Here is a 20,351-nt window from a genome sequence, read left to right as displayed (position 1 = left end):
GGAGCAACCATGTACGAGACGACCTATCATCGCGCCTCCTCGGTCGACGAGGCCGCAGCTTTGTTCTCCAAGGGCAGCGAGGCCAAGTTCCTCGCCGGCGGTCACACCCTGATCCCGGTCATGAAGCAGCGCCTCGCCTCGCCGTCCGATGTCATCGACATCGGCAAGATCAAGGACCTGATCGGCGTGCAGCTCTCGGGCGACACGCTCACAATCAAGGCGGCGACGACCTACTACGACATCATGACCAATGCCGATGTGAAGAAGGCGATCCCCGCAATCGCCCATCTCACCTCGGTGCTCGGCGATCCCGCCGTGCGCGCCCGCGGCACGATCGGCGGCTCGATCGCCAACAACGATCCGGCCGCGGATTTTCCCGCGGCGCTGGTGTCGCTCGGCGCCACCGTGAAGACCAACAAGCGGTCGATCTCGGCGGATGATTTCTTCAAGGGCCTGTTCACGACGGCGCTGGAAGACGGCGAGATCATCACCGAGGTGTCGTTCCCGGTGCCTGAGAAGGCCGGCTACGCGAAGATGCGCCATCCCGCATCGCGCTTCGCGCTGACCGGCGTGTTCGTCACCAAGACCAAGGGCGGCGACGTCCGCGTCGCGGCCACCGGCGCGTCGCAGAGCGGCGTGATGCGGGTGTCGGCGATCGAGGCAGCGCTGAAGTCGAACTGGTCGGCGTCGGCGCTCGACGGCGTGACGGTGTCGGCGGCGGGCCTGCTCAGCGACATCCACGGCTCGGCCGATTACCGCGCCAATCTCGTGAAGGTGATGGCGCAGCGCGCGGTGCAAGCCGCGGGCTGACGTCACGGCGCGGATCATTCCGCATCGCGGCACGACAAATTCCACGCGGCGCGCAGTGATGCGCGCCGTTTGCTTTGCGGCATACAGCGCGCTTGCATCGGTGAGAGGCACGCGGGACAATTGCGGATCAGGAAACGCAAGCGACAAGACGCGCGAAGCCAAGGACACAACGAAGTGCTCGACAAGACCGCTCCTCACTACCAGACCCGCGCCACCGGCCCGCTTGCCGGATTCCGCATCGTGGAGTTCGCCGGCATCGGACCGGGGCCGTTCGCCTGCATGCTGCTGGCCGATATGGGCGCGGAGGTGGTGACGCTGGATCGCGTCGGCGCGCGCAAGAATATGAAGTCGGTTGCCGGCCGCGGCCGCAAGGTGATCGAACTCGATCTCAAGGACAAGGCGGTCATTGCCGACGTGCTCGACCTGCTCGCCGGCGCTGACGCGCTCATCGAAGGTTTCCGTCCCGGCGTGATGGAACGGCTCGGGCTCGGCCCCGACGTCGTGCTCGCGCGCAATCCAAGACTGGTCTATGGCCGCATGACCGGCTGGGGCCAGGAAGGGCCGCTGGCGCAGGCCGCCGGCCACGACATCAACTACATCTCGATCACCGGCGCGCTCGCCGCGATCGGGCCGAAGGAGCGCCCGGTGCCGCCGCTCAATCTCGTCGGCGATTTCGGCGGCGGCGCGCTCTATCTCGTCGTCGGCGTGCTCGCGGCGCTCTTGGAAGCCTCCAGGTCCGGCAAGGGCCAGGTGGTGGACACCGCGATGTGCGACGGCGTGGCCTCGCTGCTCGCGATGTTCTTCGACCTCACCGCGATGGGCCGCTGGACCGAGGGGCGCGAGCGCAACTTCCTGGACGGTGGCGCGCATTTCTACGGCGTCTACGAATGCGCCTGCGGCAACTTCATCTCGATCGGCTCGATCGAACCGCAGTTCTACGCGCTGCTGCGGAAACACGCCGACCTCTCCGATCCCGCCTTCGAGGCCCAGATGGACCCGCGCGCCTGGCCGGCGCTGAAGGAGAAGCTGGTCGGCGTGTTCAAGAGCAAGACGCGCGAGGAGTGGTGCGCGATCATGGAGGGCACCGACATCTGCTTCGCGCCGGTGCTGACGATGTCGGAAGCCCCGAAGCACGCCCACATGGCCGCGCGCGGCGTGTTCGTCGAGCGCCACGGCGTGACCCAGCCGGCGCCAGCGCCACGCTTCTCGCGAACGCCGTCGACCATTCGCGAGCCGGAGGCCGCCGAGATCGGCGCGCTCGTGAGCGCGTGGAAGGCGGGCCGGTAGGTTCTCGATCAGACCGGCCCCCTCGCCCTACTCCGCCGCCTCGACCTTCAGCACGCCGCGGCGGATCTGGTCCTCCTCGATCGACTCGAACAGCGCCTTGAAGTTGCCTTCGCCGAAGCCGTCGTCACCCTTGCGCTGGATGAACTCGAAGAAGATCGGGCCGATCGCGTTGGCCGAGAAGATCTGCAGCAGCACCTTGGTCTGGCCGCCATCGACGACGCCCTCGCCGTCGATCAGGATGCCGTTGCGCTTGAGGCGCGCGACGTCCTCGCCGTGCTTCGGCAGCCTGGAATCGATGCGTTCGAAATAGGTCTCGGGCGGCGACGGCATGAATGGCAGGCCCGAGGCGCGCAGGCCCTCGACGGTCGCGTAGATGTCGCGCGCGCCGCAGGCGATGTGCTGGATGCCCTCGCCGCGATACGTCTTCAGATATTCCTCGATCTGCCCGGCATCGCCGGCGTCCTCGTTGATCGGGATCCGGATCTTGCCGTCGGGGCTGGTCAGCGCGCGCGAGAACAGGCCGGAGGCGCGGCCCTCGATGTCGAAGAAGCGGATCTGGCGGAAGTTGAACAGTTTTTCGTAGAAGCCAGCCCACACGTTCATGCGGCCGCGATGCACGTTGTGGGTCAGGTGGTCGATGTAATAGAGGCCCGAGCCCGCGGGACGCGGATCGCGCTCGCCGGTCCACTCGAACTCGAGATCATAAGCCGAGCCCTTCGCGCCGTAGCGATCGACCAGATATAGCAGGCTGCCGCCGATGCCCTTAAGAGCGGGCACGTCGAGGGTTTTCTGGGCCGCCGGCAGATCAGCTGGCTCCGCGCCGAGCGCGATCGCACGGGCATAGGCCTTCTTGGCATCAACGACGCGGAATGCCATCGACGGTGCGCACGGGCCGTGCGCGGCGACGAAGTCGTGGCCGTGGCTGCCGGGCTCCTCGTTGACGAGATAGTTGATGTCGCCCTGGCGATACAGTGTGATCGCCTTGGTCTTGTGGTGGGCGACGGCCACGAAGCCCATCAGCTTGAACAGGGCATGCAGCTCGCCCGCGTCGGGATGGGCATATTCGACGAACTCGAAGCCGTCGGTGCCCATCGGGTTGTCGGCGGAGATGGTGGCAGGCGGCGCATCGTGCGGAAACGGACCCATGGACGGCAGCTCCTTCGGCTTGATCCCCGGATCATCCTCCGGATTCGGCGCATGGAGCATGCAAACCATTGTCATTTTCGTCCAGATATGCACGATCCGTGCATCAACCGCGGAAATGGCGCATGATTTCGGTCGACAGCTTCGATCTCAAGATCCTCACGGCACTTCAGGACGACGGCCGGCTCACCAACCAGGAGCTGGCCGACCTCGCCGGCCTCTCCGCCTCGCAATGCTCGCGGCGGCGGATGCGGCTGGAGGAGGTTGGCGTCATCGCCGGCTACCGCGCCCAGCTCGCGAGCCAGGCGCTGGGCTTCGAGCTGATCGCCTTCATCCAGATCACGCTGGCCACGCACTCGCCGGACAACGCCGAGAGGTTTCGCGCGCTGGTCAACCGCGTCGATGACATCCAGGAGGCCTATGCGCTGACCGGCGACTCCGACTATCTGCTCAAGGTCGTGCTGCGCGATCTCAAGAGCCTGTCCGACATCGTCAACAACGTGCTGATGCCGCACCAGAGCGTCGCCCATGTGCGCTCCTCGATCGTGCTCGACCGGCTGAAGGAGAGCGCGAAGCTGCCGCTGGCGTCCCTTCGCTCCGGCTGATCGCTTGGCGCAAATCGAGGGAACTTCGGCATTCACCGCTGCCGCTACTTTTGCGACACTCGTCTCACTCAAGGTTTGCGAGGCGACCATGGCGTTGCAGCTGCGGCCCAATTGCGAGTCCTGCGACAAGGACCTGCCTCCGTCCGCGGTCGACGCGCGGATCTGCTCGTATGAATGCACCTTCTGCGCGGATTGCGTGGAGACGAAGCTGTTCAACGTCTGCCCGAACTGCGGCGGCGGCTTCGCAACCCGGCCGATCCGGCCGGCGCGGGAGTGGCGCGCTGGTGTCTGCACGGCGAAGCAGGTGCCATCGGACAAGCGCGTGCATCTGAAGTACGCGGCCGAGGACGTCGCGGCGTTTGTTGCTCGCGTGAAGAACGTCGCACCGGAGAAGCGCTGACCTCGCTCCTCGTCATTCCGGGGCGGCCCGCAGGGCCGAGCCCGGAATCCATAACCACGACTCGACGTGTAGCGCGAGCTCCTCGTGGCCATGTCTTCCATCCACCCTCCCGATCATGGCTATGGATTCCGGGCTCGCGCTGCGCGCGCCCCGGAATGACGGCGGTGGGTGGAGTGGCTACTCGGCCGCAACGATCGTGCCCTCCACTTCGCCGAAACCGACGCGATAGCCGTTGCCCTGGCACCAGCCGCGCATGACGAGCGAGTCGCCGTCCTCCAGGAACGTGCGCTTCACGCCGCCAGCGAGCTCGACCGGCTCGGTGCCGTTCCAGCTGATTTCCAAGAGGCTGCCGCGCTGGTGCTTGTCGAGGCCGGAGATGGTGCCGCTGCCGAGGAGGTCGCCGACGCTCATGGCGCAGCCCGACGAGGCGTGGTGCATCAGCTGCTGCACGCTCGACCAGTACATGTATTTGAAGTTGGTCTGTGAGATGGTCTGCGCAGCATTGCCGCCTGACGCACGCAAGGCGACATCGAGCGCAAGATCGTAGTTCTGCGCTTCCTTCTGCTGCAGATAGGGCAATGGTGCCGGATCCTGGACCGGCCCGGCGACGCGGAACGGCTCCAGCGCCTCGCGCGTGACGACCCAAGGGCTGATCGATGTCGCGAACGCCTTCGCCTGGAACGGGCCGAGCGGGACGTACTCCCATTGCTGGATGTCGCGCGCGCTCCAGTCGTTGAGCAGCACGAAGCCGAAGATCATCGCCTCCGCCTGCGCCTCGCTCAGCATCTCGCCGAGCGGCGAGGACTGGCCGATGACGACGCCCATCTCCAGCTCGAAATCGAGCCGCTTGCACGGGCCGAAGCTCGGCACGTCGGCGCTCGGCGGCTTGAGCTGGCCGCGCGGCCGGCGCACTCTGGTGCCGGACACCACGACCGTCGACGCACGGCCGTTGTAGCCGATCGGCATATGCAGCCAGTTCGGCTGCAGCGCATTGTCCTTGCCGCGGAACATCACGCCGACATTGGTGGCGTGCTCCTTCGAGGAATAGAAATCGGTGTAGCCGGCGACCTGGAACGGCAGGTGCAGCGCGACGTCCTGGCGCGGCAGCAGCGCCCGACTGCGCAGCGTCTTGTCGTCGCGCAGGCGCGGATGGTCGTCGCGGAGCAGCGCGCTGATCGCGGCGCGGGTCTTCGACCACACGGCGGGGCCGAGCGCCATGAAGGCGTTGAGCGAGGGTTGCGCGAACACCTCATAGGCCGGTGCGAGATCGAGCAATCCTTCGGCCTCGAGCACGGCGAGATCGAGCACGAAGTCGCCGATCGCGACGCCGACGCGCGGCTTCGGGGAGTCCGCGGCGGAGAAGACGCCGTAGGGAAGGTTCTGGATCGAGAAGTCGGACGACGGATCGACCGGGATGAAGGAGCGGAGCGAGGGGTCGTTGGGGTGTTTCACGTTGTGTTCCTGAATTCGCGCCATGTATCCCGCTGTCATTCCGGGGCGGCCCGCAGGGCCGAGCCCGGAATCCATAGCCACAGGACGATGTGCGAGGCGAGGTGGTTGTGGCTCAGCTTTCATCCACATGACAGGTCGTGGTTATGGATTCCGGGCTCGCCGCTTTCGCGGCGCCCCGGAATGACGGCGGAGGTCTGGGCTAAGGCCGGTTAGGATCGAAGCGTTTCTCCAACCCATTCCAGCAATCCGCGTAGTTCGGCTGCAACGTGCCGGACTCGGCGGCGTGCTTGGTGATCCGCTGCGGGAAACGCGTCTCGAACATGAAGGCCATGGTGCCCGTGAGCTTGACCGGCTTCAGCTCGCCATTGCTGGCGTGATCGAACGCCTCGCGATCCGGACCGTGAGGCAGCATGCAATTGTGCAGGCTCATGCCGCCGGGGACGAAGCCCTGCGGCTTGGCGTCGTAGACGCCGTAGATCAGGCCCATGAACTCCGACATGATGTTCATGTGATACCACGGCGGGCGGAAGGTGTTGTCGGCCACCATCCAGCGCTCGGGGAAGATCACGAAGTCGATATTGGCGGTGCCGGCGGTCTCTGACGGCGAGGTCAGCACGGTGAAGATCGACGGATCGGGATGATCGAAGCCGATGGCGCCGACCGGCGAGAACGTCCGCAGATCGTATTTGTAGGGCGCGAAGTTGCCGTGCCAGGCGACGACGTCGATCGGCGAATGCCCGAGCTCGGTCTTGAACAGCGCGCCGCCCCACTTCACGTAGAGCTCGGTCAGCGTGTCCTTGTCCTCGTAGGAAGCGACCGGCGTCAGAAAGTCGCGGGCGTTGGCGAGGCAATTGGCGCCGATCGGGCCGCGCTCCGGCAAGGTGAAGGCGCCGCCATAGTTTTCGCAGAGATAGCCGCGCGCCGGTCCGGCCGGAGTCTCGACGCGGAACTTGACGCCGCGCGGGATCACGACGATCTCGCCGGGCTCGGCGTCGATGCGGCCGAACTCGGTGACGAACAGCAGGCGGCCCTGCTGCAGCACGAACATCAGCTCGCCGTCGGCATTGTAGAAGTGCTGGTCGACCATCGACTTGGTGATCAGATAGACATGCGTCGCCATGCCGGCCTGGGTCGCGGCGTCGCCCGCCGTCGTCATGGTCTGCACGCCCTGCAGGAACGTGACCTCGCCCGTCGGCAGCGGCGTCGGATCCCAGCGCAGCTGCTGCACCGTGATCTCCTGCTCGTGGCAGGGGGCGGTGCGCCACAGCCCGGCATCGACCTTCGTGAAGCGGCCGGAGTGCTTCACCGACGGGCGGATGCGGTACAGCCAGGAGCGCTCGTTGGAGCCGCGCGGCGCGGTGAACGGCGAGCCGGAGAGCTGCTCGGCATAGAGCCCGTAGGCGCAGCGCTGCGGCGAGTTACGGCCGATCGGTAGCGCGCCGGGCAGCGCCTCGGTCTCAAACGAGTTGCCGAAGCCGGACATGTAGCCCGGCGTGACCTGCCCGGTCGCGCGGCTGAGCTGGTCAGGCGATGTGTTGATGTTCATCATCCTTCTCCTTGCAGGCGTGCCCACATCTCGCGGTCGCGCTCGGCGGTCCAGATCACGGGATCGTCGATGCCGCTGGCTTCGTCATAGGCGCGCGACACGTTGAACGGCAGACAGTGCTCGTAGATGGCGAAGCTCGAGAATTTGGGATCCATCACCTCGCGCGTGGCCGCCATCGATTCCTTCAGGCTGCGCCCCTTCGCGACCGAAACCTCCGCCGCGCCGTAGAGTGAGGTGACGAAGTCCCGCGTCATCGCGATTGCCTCGCGCACGGTGGCCTCGCCCTTCAGCGCGTCGCCGCGGCCCGGCGCGATCGCCTTCGGATTGAAGTCGCGGATCTCGTTCAGCGTGGACGGCCATTCGCGCAAATAGGCGTCGCCGCAATAGCAGGCCGAGTGGTATTCGATGAGATCGCCGGAGAACATCACCTCGGCGTCCGGCACCCAGGCGACGATGTCACCGGAGGTGTGGCCGGCGCCGAGCTGGATCAGTTGCACCTCGCGCTTGCCGAGATGGATCGTCATCTCGCCTTCGAAGGTCAACGTCGGCCAGGTCAGGCCGGGAATGCTCTGCGCGTCCTGGAACAGCCGGGGGAAACGGCCGTACTCCGAGTCCCAGTCCTGCTGGCCGCGCTCGACGATCAGCCGGTGCGTCTCCTGCGAAGCGACGATTCCTTGCGCGTGATAGGCCGAGGCGCCGAGCACGCGCACCGCGTGGTAGTGCGACAGCACGACATATTTGATCGGCTTGTCGGTGACGGCCTTGACGCGCTCGATCACCTTGTTGGCCATGGCCGGTGTCGCCTGCGCGTCGAACACGATGCAGCCGTCATCGCCGACGATCACGGCCGAGTTCGGATCGCCCTCCGCGGTGAACGCATAGAGATCCGGGCCGATCTCGGAGAAGGTGACCTTCTTCTCGGCTAGATCGGTGGTGGATGCGAAACCCTTCGCCATCAATTCATTCCCTGTTGTCGGCAGCTATTGCTGCTGTTGTTGCTGTTGCTGGCTCGTGTCGATCATGCGCCGTTTTGCGAGCGTGATCGCCTCGCGCAACACGGTGATGTCGCCGATGTGATTGGCGAGGATCAGGACCAGCGCCGCATCGAGATCGGCGCTGTCCTTTTCCGAGAGGCCGCGATGCGCCTCGACGATGGCGCGGAAGGCGTCATCGGGCTTGGCGAAGTTCGAGGCGGTGGAGAGGGCCATCTCAGCGTCCTCAGTTCAGGCCGGATGCGCGGGCCACCGCCGCGACGATCATATCCGGCGTCGGATGGCGGAAGCGCGCCGCGACATAGCCGTCGGGGCGCAGCAGATAGGATGTGCCCGGCTCGGCGCCGTAGCGCTTGCCGGCGAAGCCCTCGGCGTCTGCAAGGCCGTCGCCGCCGATCCTGATGACGCCGACATCCTCGGGCGCATCGATCGCATCGCCATTGGCGAACGACAGCAGCGTGAAGCGCCGGCCCTGCGCATTGAACGCATCGGTGAGATGGAGCTGCCGTCCGTCGGCGGCTTTCAAGGGTGCATCCAGCATCGAGGTGCCCGGACAAGGACCACTCGGCCAGGCCTCGGCATCGGCGGTCGACAGCGGCGTCTCGTAGACCGAGGGCACCGACAGCCGGCCGCCATTGACCATGCGCTTGCCGAACTCGGTCTCCTTGGCGAGCGACAGCACGGCCTTGCGCAGCCGCGCCTCCTGCGCGCTGACCGGCGCCATGAAATCCGTGGCGCGGGTCGATTCGCGGATGTTCTCGTCGGCCGCGGCGCTGCGCTCGATGTGATAGGTCTCGAGCAGATCGGACGGCGACGTCCCGCGCAGCACGCGGTCGAGCTTCCAGGACAGGTTCTCCGCATCCTCGAGGCCGGAATTCGCACCACGCGCGCCGAATGGCGACACCTGATGCGCGGAATCGCCGGCGAAGATCACGCGGCCATGGATGAAGCGCTCCATCCGCCGGCACTGGAACTTGTACAGCGAGATCCATTCGAACTCGAACTTGTCATGGCCGAGCATGCGCGCGATGCGCGGCCGTACGTTCTCCGGCTTCTTCTCGACCTGCGGATCGCAGTCCGGCGTGAGCTGCAGATCGATGCGCCAGACGTCGTCGGGCTGGCGATGCAGCAGTGCCGAGCGTCCGGCGTGGAACGGCGGATCGAACCAGAACCAGCGCTCGGTCGGAAACGCCGCGGTCATCTTCACGTCGGCGATCAGGAACTGGTCCTCGAACACCTTGCCCGAGAAGCCGGCGCCGACCATCTGGCGCAGCGACGAGCGCGCGCCATCACAGGCGATGACATATTGCGCCGAGAGCCGATAGGGTCCGTCCGGCGTCTCGATCGTCAGCACGGCGCGATCATTGCGCTGTTCCAGTGCCGTCACCTTGTTGCGCCAGCGCAGCGAGATCGACGACAGCTCGGTGACGCGGTCGACCAGATAGGCCTCGGCGTAGAACTGCTGCAGGTTGATGAAGGCGGGCCGCTTGTGGCCGGGCTCGGGCAGCAGGTTGAACTGATAGAGCTCGGACGGACCGTGGAAGATGCGTCCGACGTTCCACACCACGCCCTTGTCGACCATGCGATCACCGACACCGAGCCGATCCCAATAATCCAGCGAGCGCTTGGAGAAGCAGATCGCGCGCGAGCCCTCGCCGATGCGGTCGGCGTCATCGAGCACCACGACGGCATGGCCGCGCTGCGCCAGATCGATCGCGAATGACAGGCCTACGGGACCGGCGCCGACCACGACGACCGGATGCTCGGCCGGCGCGACCTGATCCTGGTCGCGGTGGCGCTGATAGCCGAACTGAACTTTTGCCTCTTTCGTGCCCTGCCCCGGATTGGCTTGCACCATGGCGCGTCTCTGCCCTGCTCGTTGCGTCGCTTGGTGGATCGTTCGATCTTTTGACATTTCCTCGGGCGAGACTGACGAGCATCTTGCCAGATAGTCTCACCTGCAACTATTCTACACCGGACGGCCTCGGCGGCGTCAACCCAAAAATCGGAGTGCGAGCGTGGCGAACCCATCACCTGCGGAGACCCGGCGTTCGGCGAAGGGGGCCGATGGCGGTCAGAATGCCGCAGCGCCGCAGGAGGCGGAGCGGCTCGACCTGTTCAAATTCGCGCCGTTCCGGCTGAACCGTCTGGCGGCGGAGGTGAGCGCGGCGCTCGCCAGCGAGTATCGCGAGCGCCATGGGCTCGACATTCCCGAATGGCGCGTGCTGGCGACGCTCGGCTTCCGCCGCGACGCCTGCAGCGCGCAATATGTCGCGGCCTGCACCCGCACGCACAAATCGACCATCAGCCGCGCGGTGACGTCGCTGCTGGAGCGGCGGCTGATCGAACGCGTCGAGAACGCCGACGACCGCCGCGAATTCCGGCTGCGGCTGACGCGCAAGGGCAAGACGCTGTATGAGGAGCTGATCCCACGGCTGCAGCAGCGTGAGCGCGAGATCATGGCGTGTTTGTCGGCGGAGGAGCGCAAGCTGTTCGACCGGCTGATCGGCAAGATCGAGGCGAGTTTGGATCTGATCCAGACCAGCGAGGAAGCGGACGCGAAGCAGGCGTATTAGTTGCGCAAGCGTAGAGTGGGCAAAGCGGCGCCGGAGGCGACGCGTGCCCACCGTTCTTTGCCGCAAGGCCGTGGTGGGCACGGCGCGCAACGGTACGGCTCACAAAGGGCACCTCCCAGGCGCCTTTGCCCACTCTACGGCGGATGAATGCGCCGAAAAATCTCGCCACTGTCATTGCGAGGAGCGAAGCGACGAAGCAATCCAGAGCCGCATGCTCAGCCCCTGGATTGCTTCGCTGCGCTCGCAATGACGGCTGTTGAGAGACGGTGCTGTCAAACTCGTCGTCATCCCGGCGAACGCCGGGATCCATAGCCACAGGGAGGAGTTTGAGGCAGGCGTGTGGTTGATATCTCGCATCTCATACCTGCTGCGGCGTATGGGTCCCGGATCGGCGCCGCGATGCGCTGCGCGCGTCGCGGCTTGTCCGGGACGAAGGGGGAGGGAGAGGCGGATTCACGGTTCAAACAACGAGAATCGGTGAGCGAACGGATCGGTCGTAGAGAGGAGGCATACGCACGTAGTCTCGCGGCCAATACGGCCCGAGTCATGCGATCAACTCGCCCCTCTTGACATGCAGAGGGCGCAGGGAATGCCGGGTGAAGGCCTCACCCATGGCCCGCCTGCGAAAGAAAATGCAGGCGGCAGGTACCACAGGTTCAGCCGACATTCCGGCATTCCCTGCGCGATGGGCTTCCGGCTGCTTCGCGATCTCCCCGGTGCACCGGCTTGTTGGCCACCGTCATCAGCGCCGTGCATCGGCACGAGCGTCAACTTGACCTCAGCTTCGGGAGGCCAGGACCACGCGACTTGACCGTCCGCAAGCGATCGTTCGTCGGCACGCCACGAGGACATGCTGCGATCTCTCGCGGCCATCGCATCCCCGCCCCGCGTGTCGTGACGATCGCGCGCAACGCCCCTCTGCGGTGAGGTGGGATGCGCGGAGATAATCATGATTTCCGAAAAATAGCAATAAGATTCTTATCTACGGAATGAACCGATCCGCTGTTTCCCCTCACCCTGAGGAGCTCGCCGCAGGCGTGCGTCTCGAAGGGCGAGGCCACCAGCGCGGCCTCATGGTTCGAGACGCGCCGCGAGCGAGGATCTTACCCGACAAAGCCCGATCGGCGCGGCGCTCCTCACCATGAGGGTCTGACACCGAAGACGGTCCTGCATATCGACCATACGCACGCCGAAGGGCGTGTTCATGGAGAGGGTCTGAAGGTGAGGACGGCGCTGCCCACTGGGCAATCAATACCCAAGATGTAGGAGCGCTTGCGCGTTTCGCTTCAGGACCCTTCCGACTTGTTCAATGTCGTCCCGGCAAAGGTCGTTCTACGCGCAGACAGAGAACGCAACGCTTCCAGGTCGCCGCGGATCAAGGCGTCTTTCTTGGCTCGGCTCCATTTTTTTCAACCGACGCTCATTTTCAATCGCGTCCGTGATCCGCTCGAACCATTGGGAGTAGACCAGTTTGACGGGACGCCGAGTCAACGTATAACCGCCGAACGTCCCATCATTGTGCTGCGCGAGCCTCAGCTCCAGCGATGACCTTGTGGTCCCGACGTAAAGTCGACCATCGGCGCAGAGCAAGATGTAGAGAAAGGCACCTTCGGTCATGCCGGATCTCGCGTTCTGTTTTTCCTCACCCTGAGGAGCCCGCCGGAGGCGGGCGTCTCGAAGGGCGAGGCCACCGAGGGGCCTCATGGTTCGAGACGCGCCGCGGGCGAACATCTCAGCTTAGCATAGACTGATTGGCGCGGCGCTCCTCACCATGAGGTTCAACAGCCGGGCGGCACTGCACACCAAACCATGAACACGCCAAGCGACGGGTTCATGGAGAGGGTCGAAAGCTGAAATCTGTCCGGCAAAATCGCGCACGAGCAGCGTGCTCATGGAGAGAGGCGAGCCACGCGGGTCAGCTCACGTCGCCGCCGACCGGCGCGGCTCCTCGATGACGGCGGCCTCGACGCCCTCGCCGCGCCACTGCAGGATCTCCATCGCCAGCACCGGATGGTTGAAACCCTTGAGGTGCAGGTCGTCGATCGGCCGCGCGTCGACCGAGCCTTCGACCATGCCGTAGACACGCCGCGACGCGATCACCTGGCCGGCCTTGGCGGCGTCGCAGAGGCGCGAGGCGAGATTGGTGACGCTGCCGATGGCGGCGTATTCGAGGCGGTTCTCGAAGCCGACCTGGCCGAGCGTGGCATAGCCCACGGCGATGCCGACGCCGAAGCCCAAGCTGTGGCCGCGGTTCTTCCAGCGCTCGGTGAGCCCGCCGATCTCCGCGCGCATCTCCAGCGCCATCTTGACCGCGCGCGTGGTGTGGTCCTCGAACGGGATCGGCGCGTTGAACAGGATCATGACGCCATCGCCGGCGTAGCGGTCGAGCGTGCCCTCATATTTGAAGATCAGCTTGCCGAGCGCGGCGTGATATTCGCGCAGCACGTTCATCGCCTCTTCCGGCTCGGTGGTCTCGGTGAACGCGGTGAAGCCGCGCAGGTCGCAGAACACCACCGTCACTTCGCGGCGATGGCTCTGCAGCAGCGCGTCATGGCCATCGGACGACGCGATGATCTGCGCCACCTGCGGCGCCAGGAAGCGCTCGAGGCGGCGGATGCGCTCGATCTCGGCGAGCTGCTTCTCGACGCGCTCTTCCAGCGACTTGTTCCATTCGCGCAATTGCTCGGTCTGCTCGGTGAGCTTCTCCGCCTGCTGCTGCACGGTGGCGTGGGTGAGCGCCAGCTCGCGGCCCTTCTGGTCGACCTCGGTGAACAGCCGCGCATTGCGCATCGCCAGCACCGCCTGGTGCGCGAAGGTGCGCATCACCCCGATGAGATTCGGCGGGAAGGCGCCGGCCGAGCGCCTGAGCACCACGAGTGCGCCGAGCACGCCCTGCTGATCGACCAGCGGCGTGAACAGCACGGCATGGAAGCCCCCCGCGACAGCAACATCGCGCAGCGGATGAGCGGGCGCGCTCTCCAGCTCGGCGATCGCGATCGGCTCGCCGCTGCGCACGGACTCGGCGAGCAGCGTGGTCTCCTCGTCAAGCATGCTGTAGGGCGCGTCCTGCGTGCGCTCCAGCCCCTTGGCTTCGACCAGCCTGAAGCGGCGCGTCGCGGCCTCGTAGGAATAGATCAGAACCGCATCGGCATGGGTGATCTCGAGCGCCCGCGCCGACACCGTCGGCAGCACCGCGTTGAGATCGAGCGAGGACGACACCGCGCGGCCGACCTCCTCCAGCACCTTCAGCTCGTTGATCGACTGCGCGAGATCGCGCGTGCGCTCCTCGACCTTCGCCTCCAGCACGGCATAGGACTGCGCGAGCTGGCCGGCCATGCTGTTGAACTGATCGGCGAGCTCTTCGAGCTCGTCATGGGTGTTGACCTCGATGCGCTGGCCGAAATCGCCGGCACCGAGCTTGCGCGCGCCGGTGCGCAGGGCGGTGATCGGCACGAGCATGCGGCGGGCCAGCAGCGATCCGGCCAGGGTCGCCACCGCGAGGCCGAGCGCGATCAGGAGCGCGCCGCGCAGCAGCTGATCGCGGATCGGCGCCAGCGCATGCGCGGTCGACTGCTCGAAGAACACGGCCCAGCCAAGCTTGGGCATGGTCGCGACCGCCGAGAGCACGGAATGACCGTTGCTGTCCGTGCCGGACGCCAGCGGCTGGCCGTCGGGCGTCAGCATCGCCGCGACCTGCGGCAGCTGGGAGACGTCCTTCCCGACCGCCGGCCCCTTGGCCGAACTCGCCAGCACCTGGCCACGGGGATCGACGACGTAGGCGATGCCGACCTTGCCGACCTGCGCCTCGGACATGAAGTCCTCGAGAAAGTCGAGGTCGATGTCGGCGACGGTCACGCCGGCATTGAAGCCGGAATGCGCGACCGAGATCGACATCATCGGCTGGGTGCCCTTGAAGGTCACGCCGGAAAAGTTGCTGCCATGCGTCACCGTGTCGGTGAAGCGCAGGTCGCGCGACAGGTCGTTGTTGGAAGAGAACGCGATCGCGGTGCGCGACACCCGGAGCTGCTCGCGGCCCTGGCCGTCGAGCTGATACAGCTGCCGCACGGCCGGAGCCTGGCTCAGCAGCTGGACATAGTCGGCGCGGCGCAGCTCCAGCGTGTTGGCGCTCGCGCGCGTCACCCAGCTGATCTGGCGCTGCAGGTCCGAGATCGCCTGGTCGATCCGCCGGGCGCTGGCGTCGGCCTTTTCGGCCATCGCGGCGGTCAGGCTCGCCCGGGTGGACTGATAGCTGATCCAGGTCTCGGTCGCGCCGTTGACGGCCAGGACGAACACGACGAGCCCGACCAGCGACACCACATACTTGGCGAACAGGCCCTGCCGCAGTGACCAGCCTCTGTTCTTGACCTCGCTCATTCGGACCCCTCACGCGCGTCATCACCGAGGTCAAACCCCGAACGGGCGCGTCCGCCGCCCCAACCAGGACAGCGACATCGTCAGCGACGGAGCCGCTCGACTGTCGAGCGCCCGCCGACCCTCCGTTTAGCACAGAATGCAGCGGGCAGACCGGCTGCATGCGCAGGCCCAGCCCCATCCCGCCGATCTTCGCGTCAATGCTACGCTGCGTCCTCCGTCATTTGACGGAGGACGCAGCTCATTTCCGGTGACATCCTACCGATTGAAGATGCGCTTCAGCACATCGTTCATCGGCTGGCTGTCCTGGACGCTGTCATCGCGCGGCTCGACGGGCGTCGCGGCGGTCGGCGCCTGGCCCGTCTCCGCCGGAGGCTGTGCCGGATCGGCTTGCGGCGCCTGCAGCAGCGGCGTGGCGCCGCCGGGCGGAACCACGGTCCGGCCGCGACTGCGGGGTTGCTGCGGCGGCATGGCCTGCTGCAGCCCTTGCTGGATCAGATTGCCGATGGTGGCCCCGAGCTGGCCGCCGAGCAGATCGTTCTGGCCCGCGGCGGGCGCCTGCGCATTCGGCGTGGCTGGCGACGGCGCGCCGTTCGGGGCCGCGCCGGGCGCGGCATTGCCGATCAGGCCACCGATGCCGTTGATGAGGTTGTTGAGCCCGGCGCCGTCCTTGCCGAACAGGCCCTGCCCCATCTGCTTGAGCTTGGCATAGGCGGCGTCGGGATTGTCGAGGATGCCGGCCATGTCGGGATAGAAGCGCGGCTGGCTCCACGGGCCGTCGATCACGACGGGAATGCCGAGGCCGACCGGGTCCGAGGTGCGGCCCTGCCCTTCCGTGGTCAGCACGAGCTTCGGTTCGACCCGCAACGCCAGCGCGCGGTTGCCGAGATCGATCGTGCCGGCGCCGGTGACCTTCACCAGCGGGCCGATCAGAGTGAGATCACTGGTCGCCGCCTGGCCGCGCTCGATCTGGAACGAGGCCGAGAGCTGGGACAGATCGGTGGTCAGCTCCTTCGAGTCCTGCCAGCCCGAGAGCGGGTTGGTGGTCAGCGAGCGGATCATCTGCGCGACATTGATGCCGCGGATCGCGCCGTTCTGGAACAGCAGGAACGCCGAGCCGCTGAGATTGCTCATGATCGCCTGCTGGCTGGCGCCGGTCGAGCGCAGCGCCAGCTTGCCCTGCAGCTGGGCGTCGATGCGGTCGAAATCGGCGAGGTTCTGCAGCAGCGGCAGCGCGCGGAGGCCGGTGAGATCGCAATGCATCGCATAGGCCGGATTGCCGCTGGAGGCGTCGATGACGACCTCGCCGCTGGCCTGGCCGCCATAGGCGCCGAGATTGGTCACGGTCGCCTTCATCAGCCCGCCGGCCAGCGACGCCTCGAGATCAAGCGGACCGACACGCGCCCCGGAGAGGCCGACATCGGTGGCCGACAGCTTGACCCGCGCATCGATGTAGTTGAGGCCGCGCAGGTCGATCGCCGCCGTGCTCCATCCGGCCGCTGCCGAACCGCGCGGCGCCGGGCCGTCGAAATCGAGACGGCGCACGTCGAGATCCAGCTTCAGCATCGGCTTGCTGGCGAGATCGATCGAGGCCCAGCCGTTGAAATCGCCCTCACCGAGCGTGCCGCTGAGGCCGTTGATCATCACCAGCGGCCCGTTCAGCCGGACATCGGCCCGGCCGGTCACAGCACCGCGAAAGGCGCTCGCCATCGTGAGCTTGAAATCGACGGGGACGGTCTGCCGCTCGACCGGCATCGCGGGCGCCGCGGCGGTGATGTCGAAGGTCACCGGACCGTCGCCGGCGCGGGCGGAGCCCGTGATCTTGATCTTGTCGTCATCGCCGAGCACAGCGGTCGCGGCGATGGTTTCGAGGCGGTTCTCGACCCGGTCGCGCACATTGGCGAGGATGACGGCGCCGTCCTTGACGGTGACGCGCCGGATCTGCACCGAGGCTGCGCCCTCCGCCTTGGCCGCAGGGCGACTGCGCGGACTGTTGTCGCGCAGGCGCTCGCGCAGCAGCGGCAGTTGCAGCGTGGGCTTCTCGACGACGATCTCCGTGATCACCGGCCGGCCGGACCACAGGCTCGACAGTGCCATGTCGGCCTGCACCCGGCCGACCGTCAGCCGCGCGCTGCCGTCGCGCTCCTTCGGATCCTGCAGGGTGATGTCGGTCAGCGTGGCATGCAGCGACGGCCACAGGCTGACGCTCGCCGAGCCCGCGATGCTCAGACGGTAGCCGGTGTCGCGCTCGACGCGATCCTGGATGGCGACCGTCAGGAAGCCTGCCGGAAGTCCGAAGGCAAGCGCCAGTGCGAGCACCACGATGACGGCGCCCAGCAAGCCGGCTGCGATCTTCAATGCTTTCATCTCGATGTCCCAAGCGCGACGCGCGAGCGGCCGCCTGGGGTTAGCATGCGGCAACACCGACCCGGTTCAATCTGAATTTTTCCCAGAACGTAGACCGCCCCGGGAGCGACCAAGATAGGCGTGAGCCCATGCGCGTTATGTGACTTACGACACACTTCTGCCGATGGGGTTTCGGTAAGTGAGGCCTTAAACCAATGCCGAAGGTATAGTGATGAGCAAGCAGGCCGAATTTGCGGTCATTCTGAAGATGAACCCGATGTTCGCGGACCTCGGGGCCGATGAGCTGCAGCGGCTGGCGAACCTCTGCCACACCCAGCATCTCTCGGCGGGCGAGCTGCTGTTCCAGAAGGGCGATCCCGGCAACGCGCTGTTCGGGGTGCGGCGCGGCCAGATCCGCATCGAGACCGGCGCGACCGACGGCAGCCGCCTGACGCTCAACTTCATGGGTCCGGGCGACCTGTTCGGCGAGGTCGCGGTGCTCGACGGCCAGGAGCGTACCGCCGACGCCACCGCGGGCGAGCAGACCGAGCTGTTCGTGCTGCGCCGCGAGGACTTCCTCGGCTTCCTGGAGCGCGAGCCCAAGGTCGCGATCCGGATCATCCAGCTGTTGTGCCAGCGCATCCGCTGGCAGAGCGAGCGAATGGAGGAATCGGTGCTGCAGCCGCTGCCGGTGCGGCTGGCGCGCCGGCTGTGCGCGCTGGCGGATGATTTCGGCTCGGAGGTTCACATCTCCCAGGAGCAGCTCGGCGTGTTCGTCGGCGCGGCGCGCGAGAGCGTGAACCGGCAGCTGCAGGCCTGGCGCAAGGACAAGATCCTCGACCTGCAGCGCGGCCGCATCCTGCTGCACGACCTCACCAGGCTCAGCACGATCGCGCGCAACGATTAGCTGACCTCGGCACAGCACGATGGCAAATAAGCGAATATGTCGTTTGCGGGCCGGCCTGATGGCCGGAACCGGCCATTGTGCATCGGCGCGTATCCAGCTCGGCCAAACATGATCGCATTTGGGCCACCGCGCCTCACAATTTGCGACATGAACCGTTTTTAACGATTCCAACAGGGTCAATCCGGCACCGGTGCTGTCCCCATCGTCCGCGCACATCATGCGCGGGCGATGGAGCGTGCGCCAGGCTCGAACACCATCGTTGGAAGGGAAATCATGAGTCTTGCGCTGCCGGCGATCGCGATCGCGACCAATGGTTCGGGTGTACGCTGGCGCAAGGCTCTCACGGTCTGGATCGATGCCGTCGAGGACGGCTGGGCGGTGCCGGCGCTGATCGCGGGCTTCGTCGCGGTCTGGATGGCGTATTTTTCGCTGGCCTATCTCGGCGGCGATCTCCACCAGGACGTGATCGAGACCTGGTCGCTCGGGCGCAGCTTCGAGTGGGGCTCGACCAAGCATCCGCCGCTGATGGGATGGGCCGCGTGGGCCTGGACCACGGTGTTTCCGCTCACAAACTGGTCGTTCAACCTGCTGGCGCTGACCAATGGCGCGGCCGGACTCTGGGCCGTCGACCGCATCAGCCAGCGCTTCGCACGCGGCGACAAGCGCCTGACCGTGCTGCTGCTGCTGATGCTGCTACCGGTCTATCAGCTGCACGCGCAGCGCTTCAACGCCAATGCGGTGCTGCTGTCGAGCTGGCCGCTCGCGACCTGGTGCTTCCTGCGCTCGTTCGAGACCCGCCACGCCGGCTGGGCGGTCGCCGCTGGCCTCACTGCCGCGCTTGCCATGCTCGGCAAGTACTACTCGATCTTCCTGATCGTGAGCTTCGCCATCGCGGCGCTGTGCCACAGCGAGCGGCGCGCCTATTTCACCTCGTCCGCGCCCTGGATCGCGGCGCTGTCCGGGCTGGCTGCGCTGGCTCCTCATATCCTGTGGCTCGCCACGACCGGCGCGCAGCCCTTCTCGCATGCGGTCGAGCACCATGTCGGCAAGTCGGCCGCGGCGGCCCTGGTCGAGGCCGGGGGATTCGTGGTCGCGATGGCCGGCATCGTCGGCATTCCCGGCCTGATCTGGCTGGCGATGACGCGGCCGCGTCCGAGCCAGGTGCTCAACGATGCGCTCAGCCTGGGCTCCGGGCTGCGGCTGCTGGCGATGATCGGCATCGGCACCGTGACGCTCCCGGCGATGGTGTCGGCGATGTTCGGCACCGACATGCCGCCGCTCTGGGGCCTGCAGGGTGTGTTCCTGATCGTCATCGTGATCGTGTGCGGCGCCAGCTACCAGGCCCCGCGCGAGACGACCATCAGACTCGCGGCGACGATGATCTGGATCGCCGTGCTCGCCGCCATCGTAGCGGCGCCGCTGCATGCGCTGTATCGCAACTACGTGCCCTTGAACGAGGGCCGCAATTTCTATCAGCCGGCGGCGGCCGAACTCGACCGGCTGTGGCGGACCACTTCGGACCGCCCCCTCGCCCATGTCGGCGGCGATGACGGGCTGGCCTTTGCGGCGGCGTTCTACGGCGCCGACCATCCGCGCTATGAAGCCGCGCTGGTGCACCCGCACGAGCTGCAGACGCCGAGCACGACGCTGACCGCGCAGGGCTGGGCCGCGCTGTGCTACGACACCGACCTGTCCTGCGTCGGCGGCATGCAGCAGGCGGCGGCGCTGGCGAAGCGATCGGTCCGTGTCGACTTCACGCTCCGGACCAAGCTGTTCGGCTGGCCGGGCGCGAGCCAGGGCTTCGTCGCACTGATCGTGCCGCCCGCGGCCGAGGCGCCGACCGAGAACGCCCCCGACGCGCCGCAGGATGTCAGTGCCGCGAGGCGGATGATTCCGGCCGCCGACTGACCTCGCGT

General features: G+C 66.5%; 16 protein-coding genes. 7 read left to right on the top strand and 9 right to left on the bottom strand.

What is annotated here, in order from left to right:
• The first annotated feature begins 9 nt into the window (after positions 1 to 9).
• Positions 10 to 810: an FAD binding domain-containing protein gene (locus ACQR0Z_RS02290; RefSeq protein WP_434917559.1), complete on the top strand. Its 801-nt coding sequence runs from the start codon at positions 10 to 12 to the stop codon at positions 808 to 810.
• 174 nt (positions 811 to 984) lie between these two features.
• Positions 985 to 2,097, top strand: a complete 1,113-nt coding sequence (locus ACQR0Z_RS02285) for a CaiB/BaiF CoA transferase family protein (RefSeq protein WP_434917558.1) — start codon at positions 985 to 987, stop codon at positions 2,095 to 2,097.
• A gap of 27 nt (positions 2,098 to 2,124) precedes the next feature.
• Here ACQR0Z_RS02285 and hppD read toward each other — a convergent pair whose 3' ends face one another.
• On the bottom strand, positions 2,125 to 3,243 hold the full coding sequence (hppD, locus tag ACQR0Z_RS02280) for a 4-hydroxyphenylpyruvate dioxygenase (RefSeq protein WP_434918003.1): 1,119 nt from the start codon (positions 3,241 to 3,243) through the stop codon (positions 2,125 to 2,127).
• Between the two features lie 122 nt (positions 3,244 to 3,365).
• Between hppD and ACQR0Z_RS02275 the strand changes: the two genes are divergently transcribed.
• Both ACQR0Z_RS02275 and ACQR0Z_RS02270 read left to right on the top strand, forming a co-directional pair.
• A complete protein-coding gene (locus tag ACQR0Z_RS02275) occupies positions 3,366 to 3,845 on the top strand; it encodes an Lrp/AsnC family transcriptional regulator (RefSeq protein WP_434917557.1) in 480 nt (159 codons plus the stop codon).
• An 88-nt stretch (positions 3,846 to 3,933) separates the two neighbouring features.
• Positions 3,934 to 4,245 carry a DUF1272 domain-containing protein gene (locus ACQR0Z_RS02270; protein WP_434917556.1) on the top strand — a complete coding sequence of 104 codons (312 nt, stop codon included), beginning with the start codon at positions 3,934 to 3,936 and terminating at the stop codon, positions 4,243 to 4,245.
• A gap of 177 nt (positions 4,246 to 4,422) precedes the next feature.
• On the opposite strand, the gene fahA is transcribed toward ACQR0Z_RS02270, so the two are convergent.
• From fahA to ACQR0Z_RS02245, 5 genes are all read right to left on the bottom strand, one after another.
• Positions 4,423 to 5,697 carry a fumarylacetoacetase gene (fahA, locus tag ACQR0Z_RS02265; RefSeq protein WP_434917555.1) on the bottom strand — a complete coding sequence of 425 codons (1,275 nt, stop codon included), beginning with the start codon at positions 5,695 to 5,697 and terminating at the stop codon, positions 4,423 to 4,425.
• Between the two features lie 199 nt (positions 5,698 to 5,896).
• The gene (gene hmgA, locus ACQR0Z_RS02260) at positions 5,897 to 7,243 is read right to left on the bottom strand and encodes a homogentisate 1,2-dioxygenase (protein ID WP_434918002.1); all 1,347 of its coding nucleotides are present in this window, start codon (positions 7,241 to 7,243) and stop codon (positions 5,897 to 5,899) included.
• On the bottom strand, positions 7,243 to 8,199 hold the full coding sequence (locus ACQR0Z_RS02255) for an MBL fold metallo-hydrolase (protein ID WP_434876146.1): 957 nt from the start codon (positions 8,197 to 8,199) through the stop codon (positions 7,243 to 7,245). Before ACQR0Z_RS02255 ends, hmgA begins: the two co-directional genes overlap by 1 nt.
• A gap of 24 nt (positions 8,200 to 8,223) precedes the next feature.
• A complete protein-coding gene (locus tag ACQR0Z_RS02250; RefSeq protein WP_035639586.1) occupies positions 8,224 to 8,451 on the bottom strand; it encodes a DUF2783 domain-containing protein in 228 nt (75 codons plus the stop codon).
• Positions 8,452 to 8,461: 10 nt separating this feature from the next.
• Positions 8,462 to 10,093, bottom strand: coding sequence for an FAD-dependent oxidoreductase (locus ACQR0Z_RS02245; RefSeq protein ID WP_434917554.1), 1,632 nt, complete (start codon positions 10,091 to 10,093; stop codon positions 8,462 to 8,464).
• A 160-nt stretch (positions 10,094 to 10,253) separates the two neighbouring features.
• On the opposite strand from ACQR0Z_RS02245, the gene ACQR0Z_RS02240 reads away from it, so the two are divergent.
• Positions 10,254 to 10,811: a MarR family winged helix-turn-helix transcriptional regulator gene (locus tag ACQR0Z_RS02240; RefSeq protein WP_434917553.1), complete on the top strand. Its 558-nt coding sequence runs from the start codon at positions 10,254 to 10,256 to the stop codon at positions 10,809 to 10,811.
• Between the two features lie 1,332 nt (positions 10,812 to 12,143).
• Here the strand turns inward: ACQR0Z_RS02240 and ACQR0Z_RS02235 are convergent.
• From ACQR0Z_RS02235 to ACQR0Z_RS02225, 3 genes are all read right to left on the bottom strand, one after another.
• Positions 12,144 to 12,428, bottom strand: coding sequence for a GIY-YIG nuclease family protein (locus ACQR0Z_RS02235; protein ID WP_434917552.1), 285 nt, complete (start codon positions 12,426 to 12,428; stop codon positions 12,144 to 12,146).
• A gap of 303 nt (positions 12,429 to 12,731) precedes the next feature.
• Complete coding sequence (locus ACQR0Z_RS02230) at positions 12,732 to 15,185, bottom strand: adenylate/guanylate cyclase domain-containing protein (RefSeq protein WP_434917551.1); 2,454 nt, start codon at positions 15,183 to 15,185, stop codon at positions 12,732 to 12,734.
• A gap of 255 nt (positions 15,186 to 15,440) precedes the next feature.
• Positions 15,441 to 17,549 carry an AsmA family protein gene (locus tag ACQR0Z_RS02225; protein WP_434917550.1) on the bottom strand — a complete coding sequence of 703 codons (2,109 nt, stop codon included), beginning with the start codon at positions 17,547 to 17,549 and terminating at the stop codon, positions 15,441 to 15,443.
• A 211-nt stretch (positions 17,550 to 17,760) separates the two neighbouring features.
• Between ACQR0Z_RS02225 and ACQR0Z_RS02220 the strand changes: the two genes are divergently transcribed.
• Together ACQR0Z_RS02220 and ACQR0Z_RS02215 are read left to right on the top strand one after the other, a co-directional pair.
• A complete protein-coding gene (locus ACQR0Z_RS02220) occupies positions 17,761 to 18,435 on the top strand; it encodes a Crp/Fnr family transcriptional regulator (RefSeq protein ID WP_434917549.1) in 675 nt (224 codons plus the stop codon).
• A 273-nt stretch (positions 18,436 to 18,708) separates the two neighbouring features.
• The gene (locus tag ACQR0Z_RS02215; RefSeq protein WP_434917548.1) at positions 18,709 to 20,343 is read left to right on the top strand and encodes a glycosyltransferase family 39 protein; all 1,635 of its coding nucleotides are present in this window, start codon (positions 18,709 to 18,711) and stop codon (positions 20,341 to 20,343) included.
• Positions 20,344 to 20,351 lie beyond the last annotated feature (8 nt).

It is taken from the genome of Bradyrhizobium sp. HKCCYLS3077 (genome assembly GCF_051167555.1).
In the GTDB taxonomy this organism is placed as follows: Bacteria; Pseudomonadota; Alphaproteobacteria; order Rhizobiales; family Xanthobacteraceae; genus Bradyrhizobium.
This window is presented reverse-complemented; position numbering and strand designations above follow the sequence as displayed.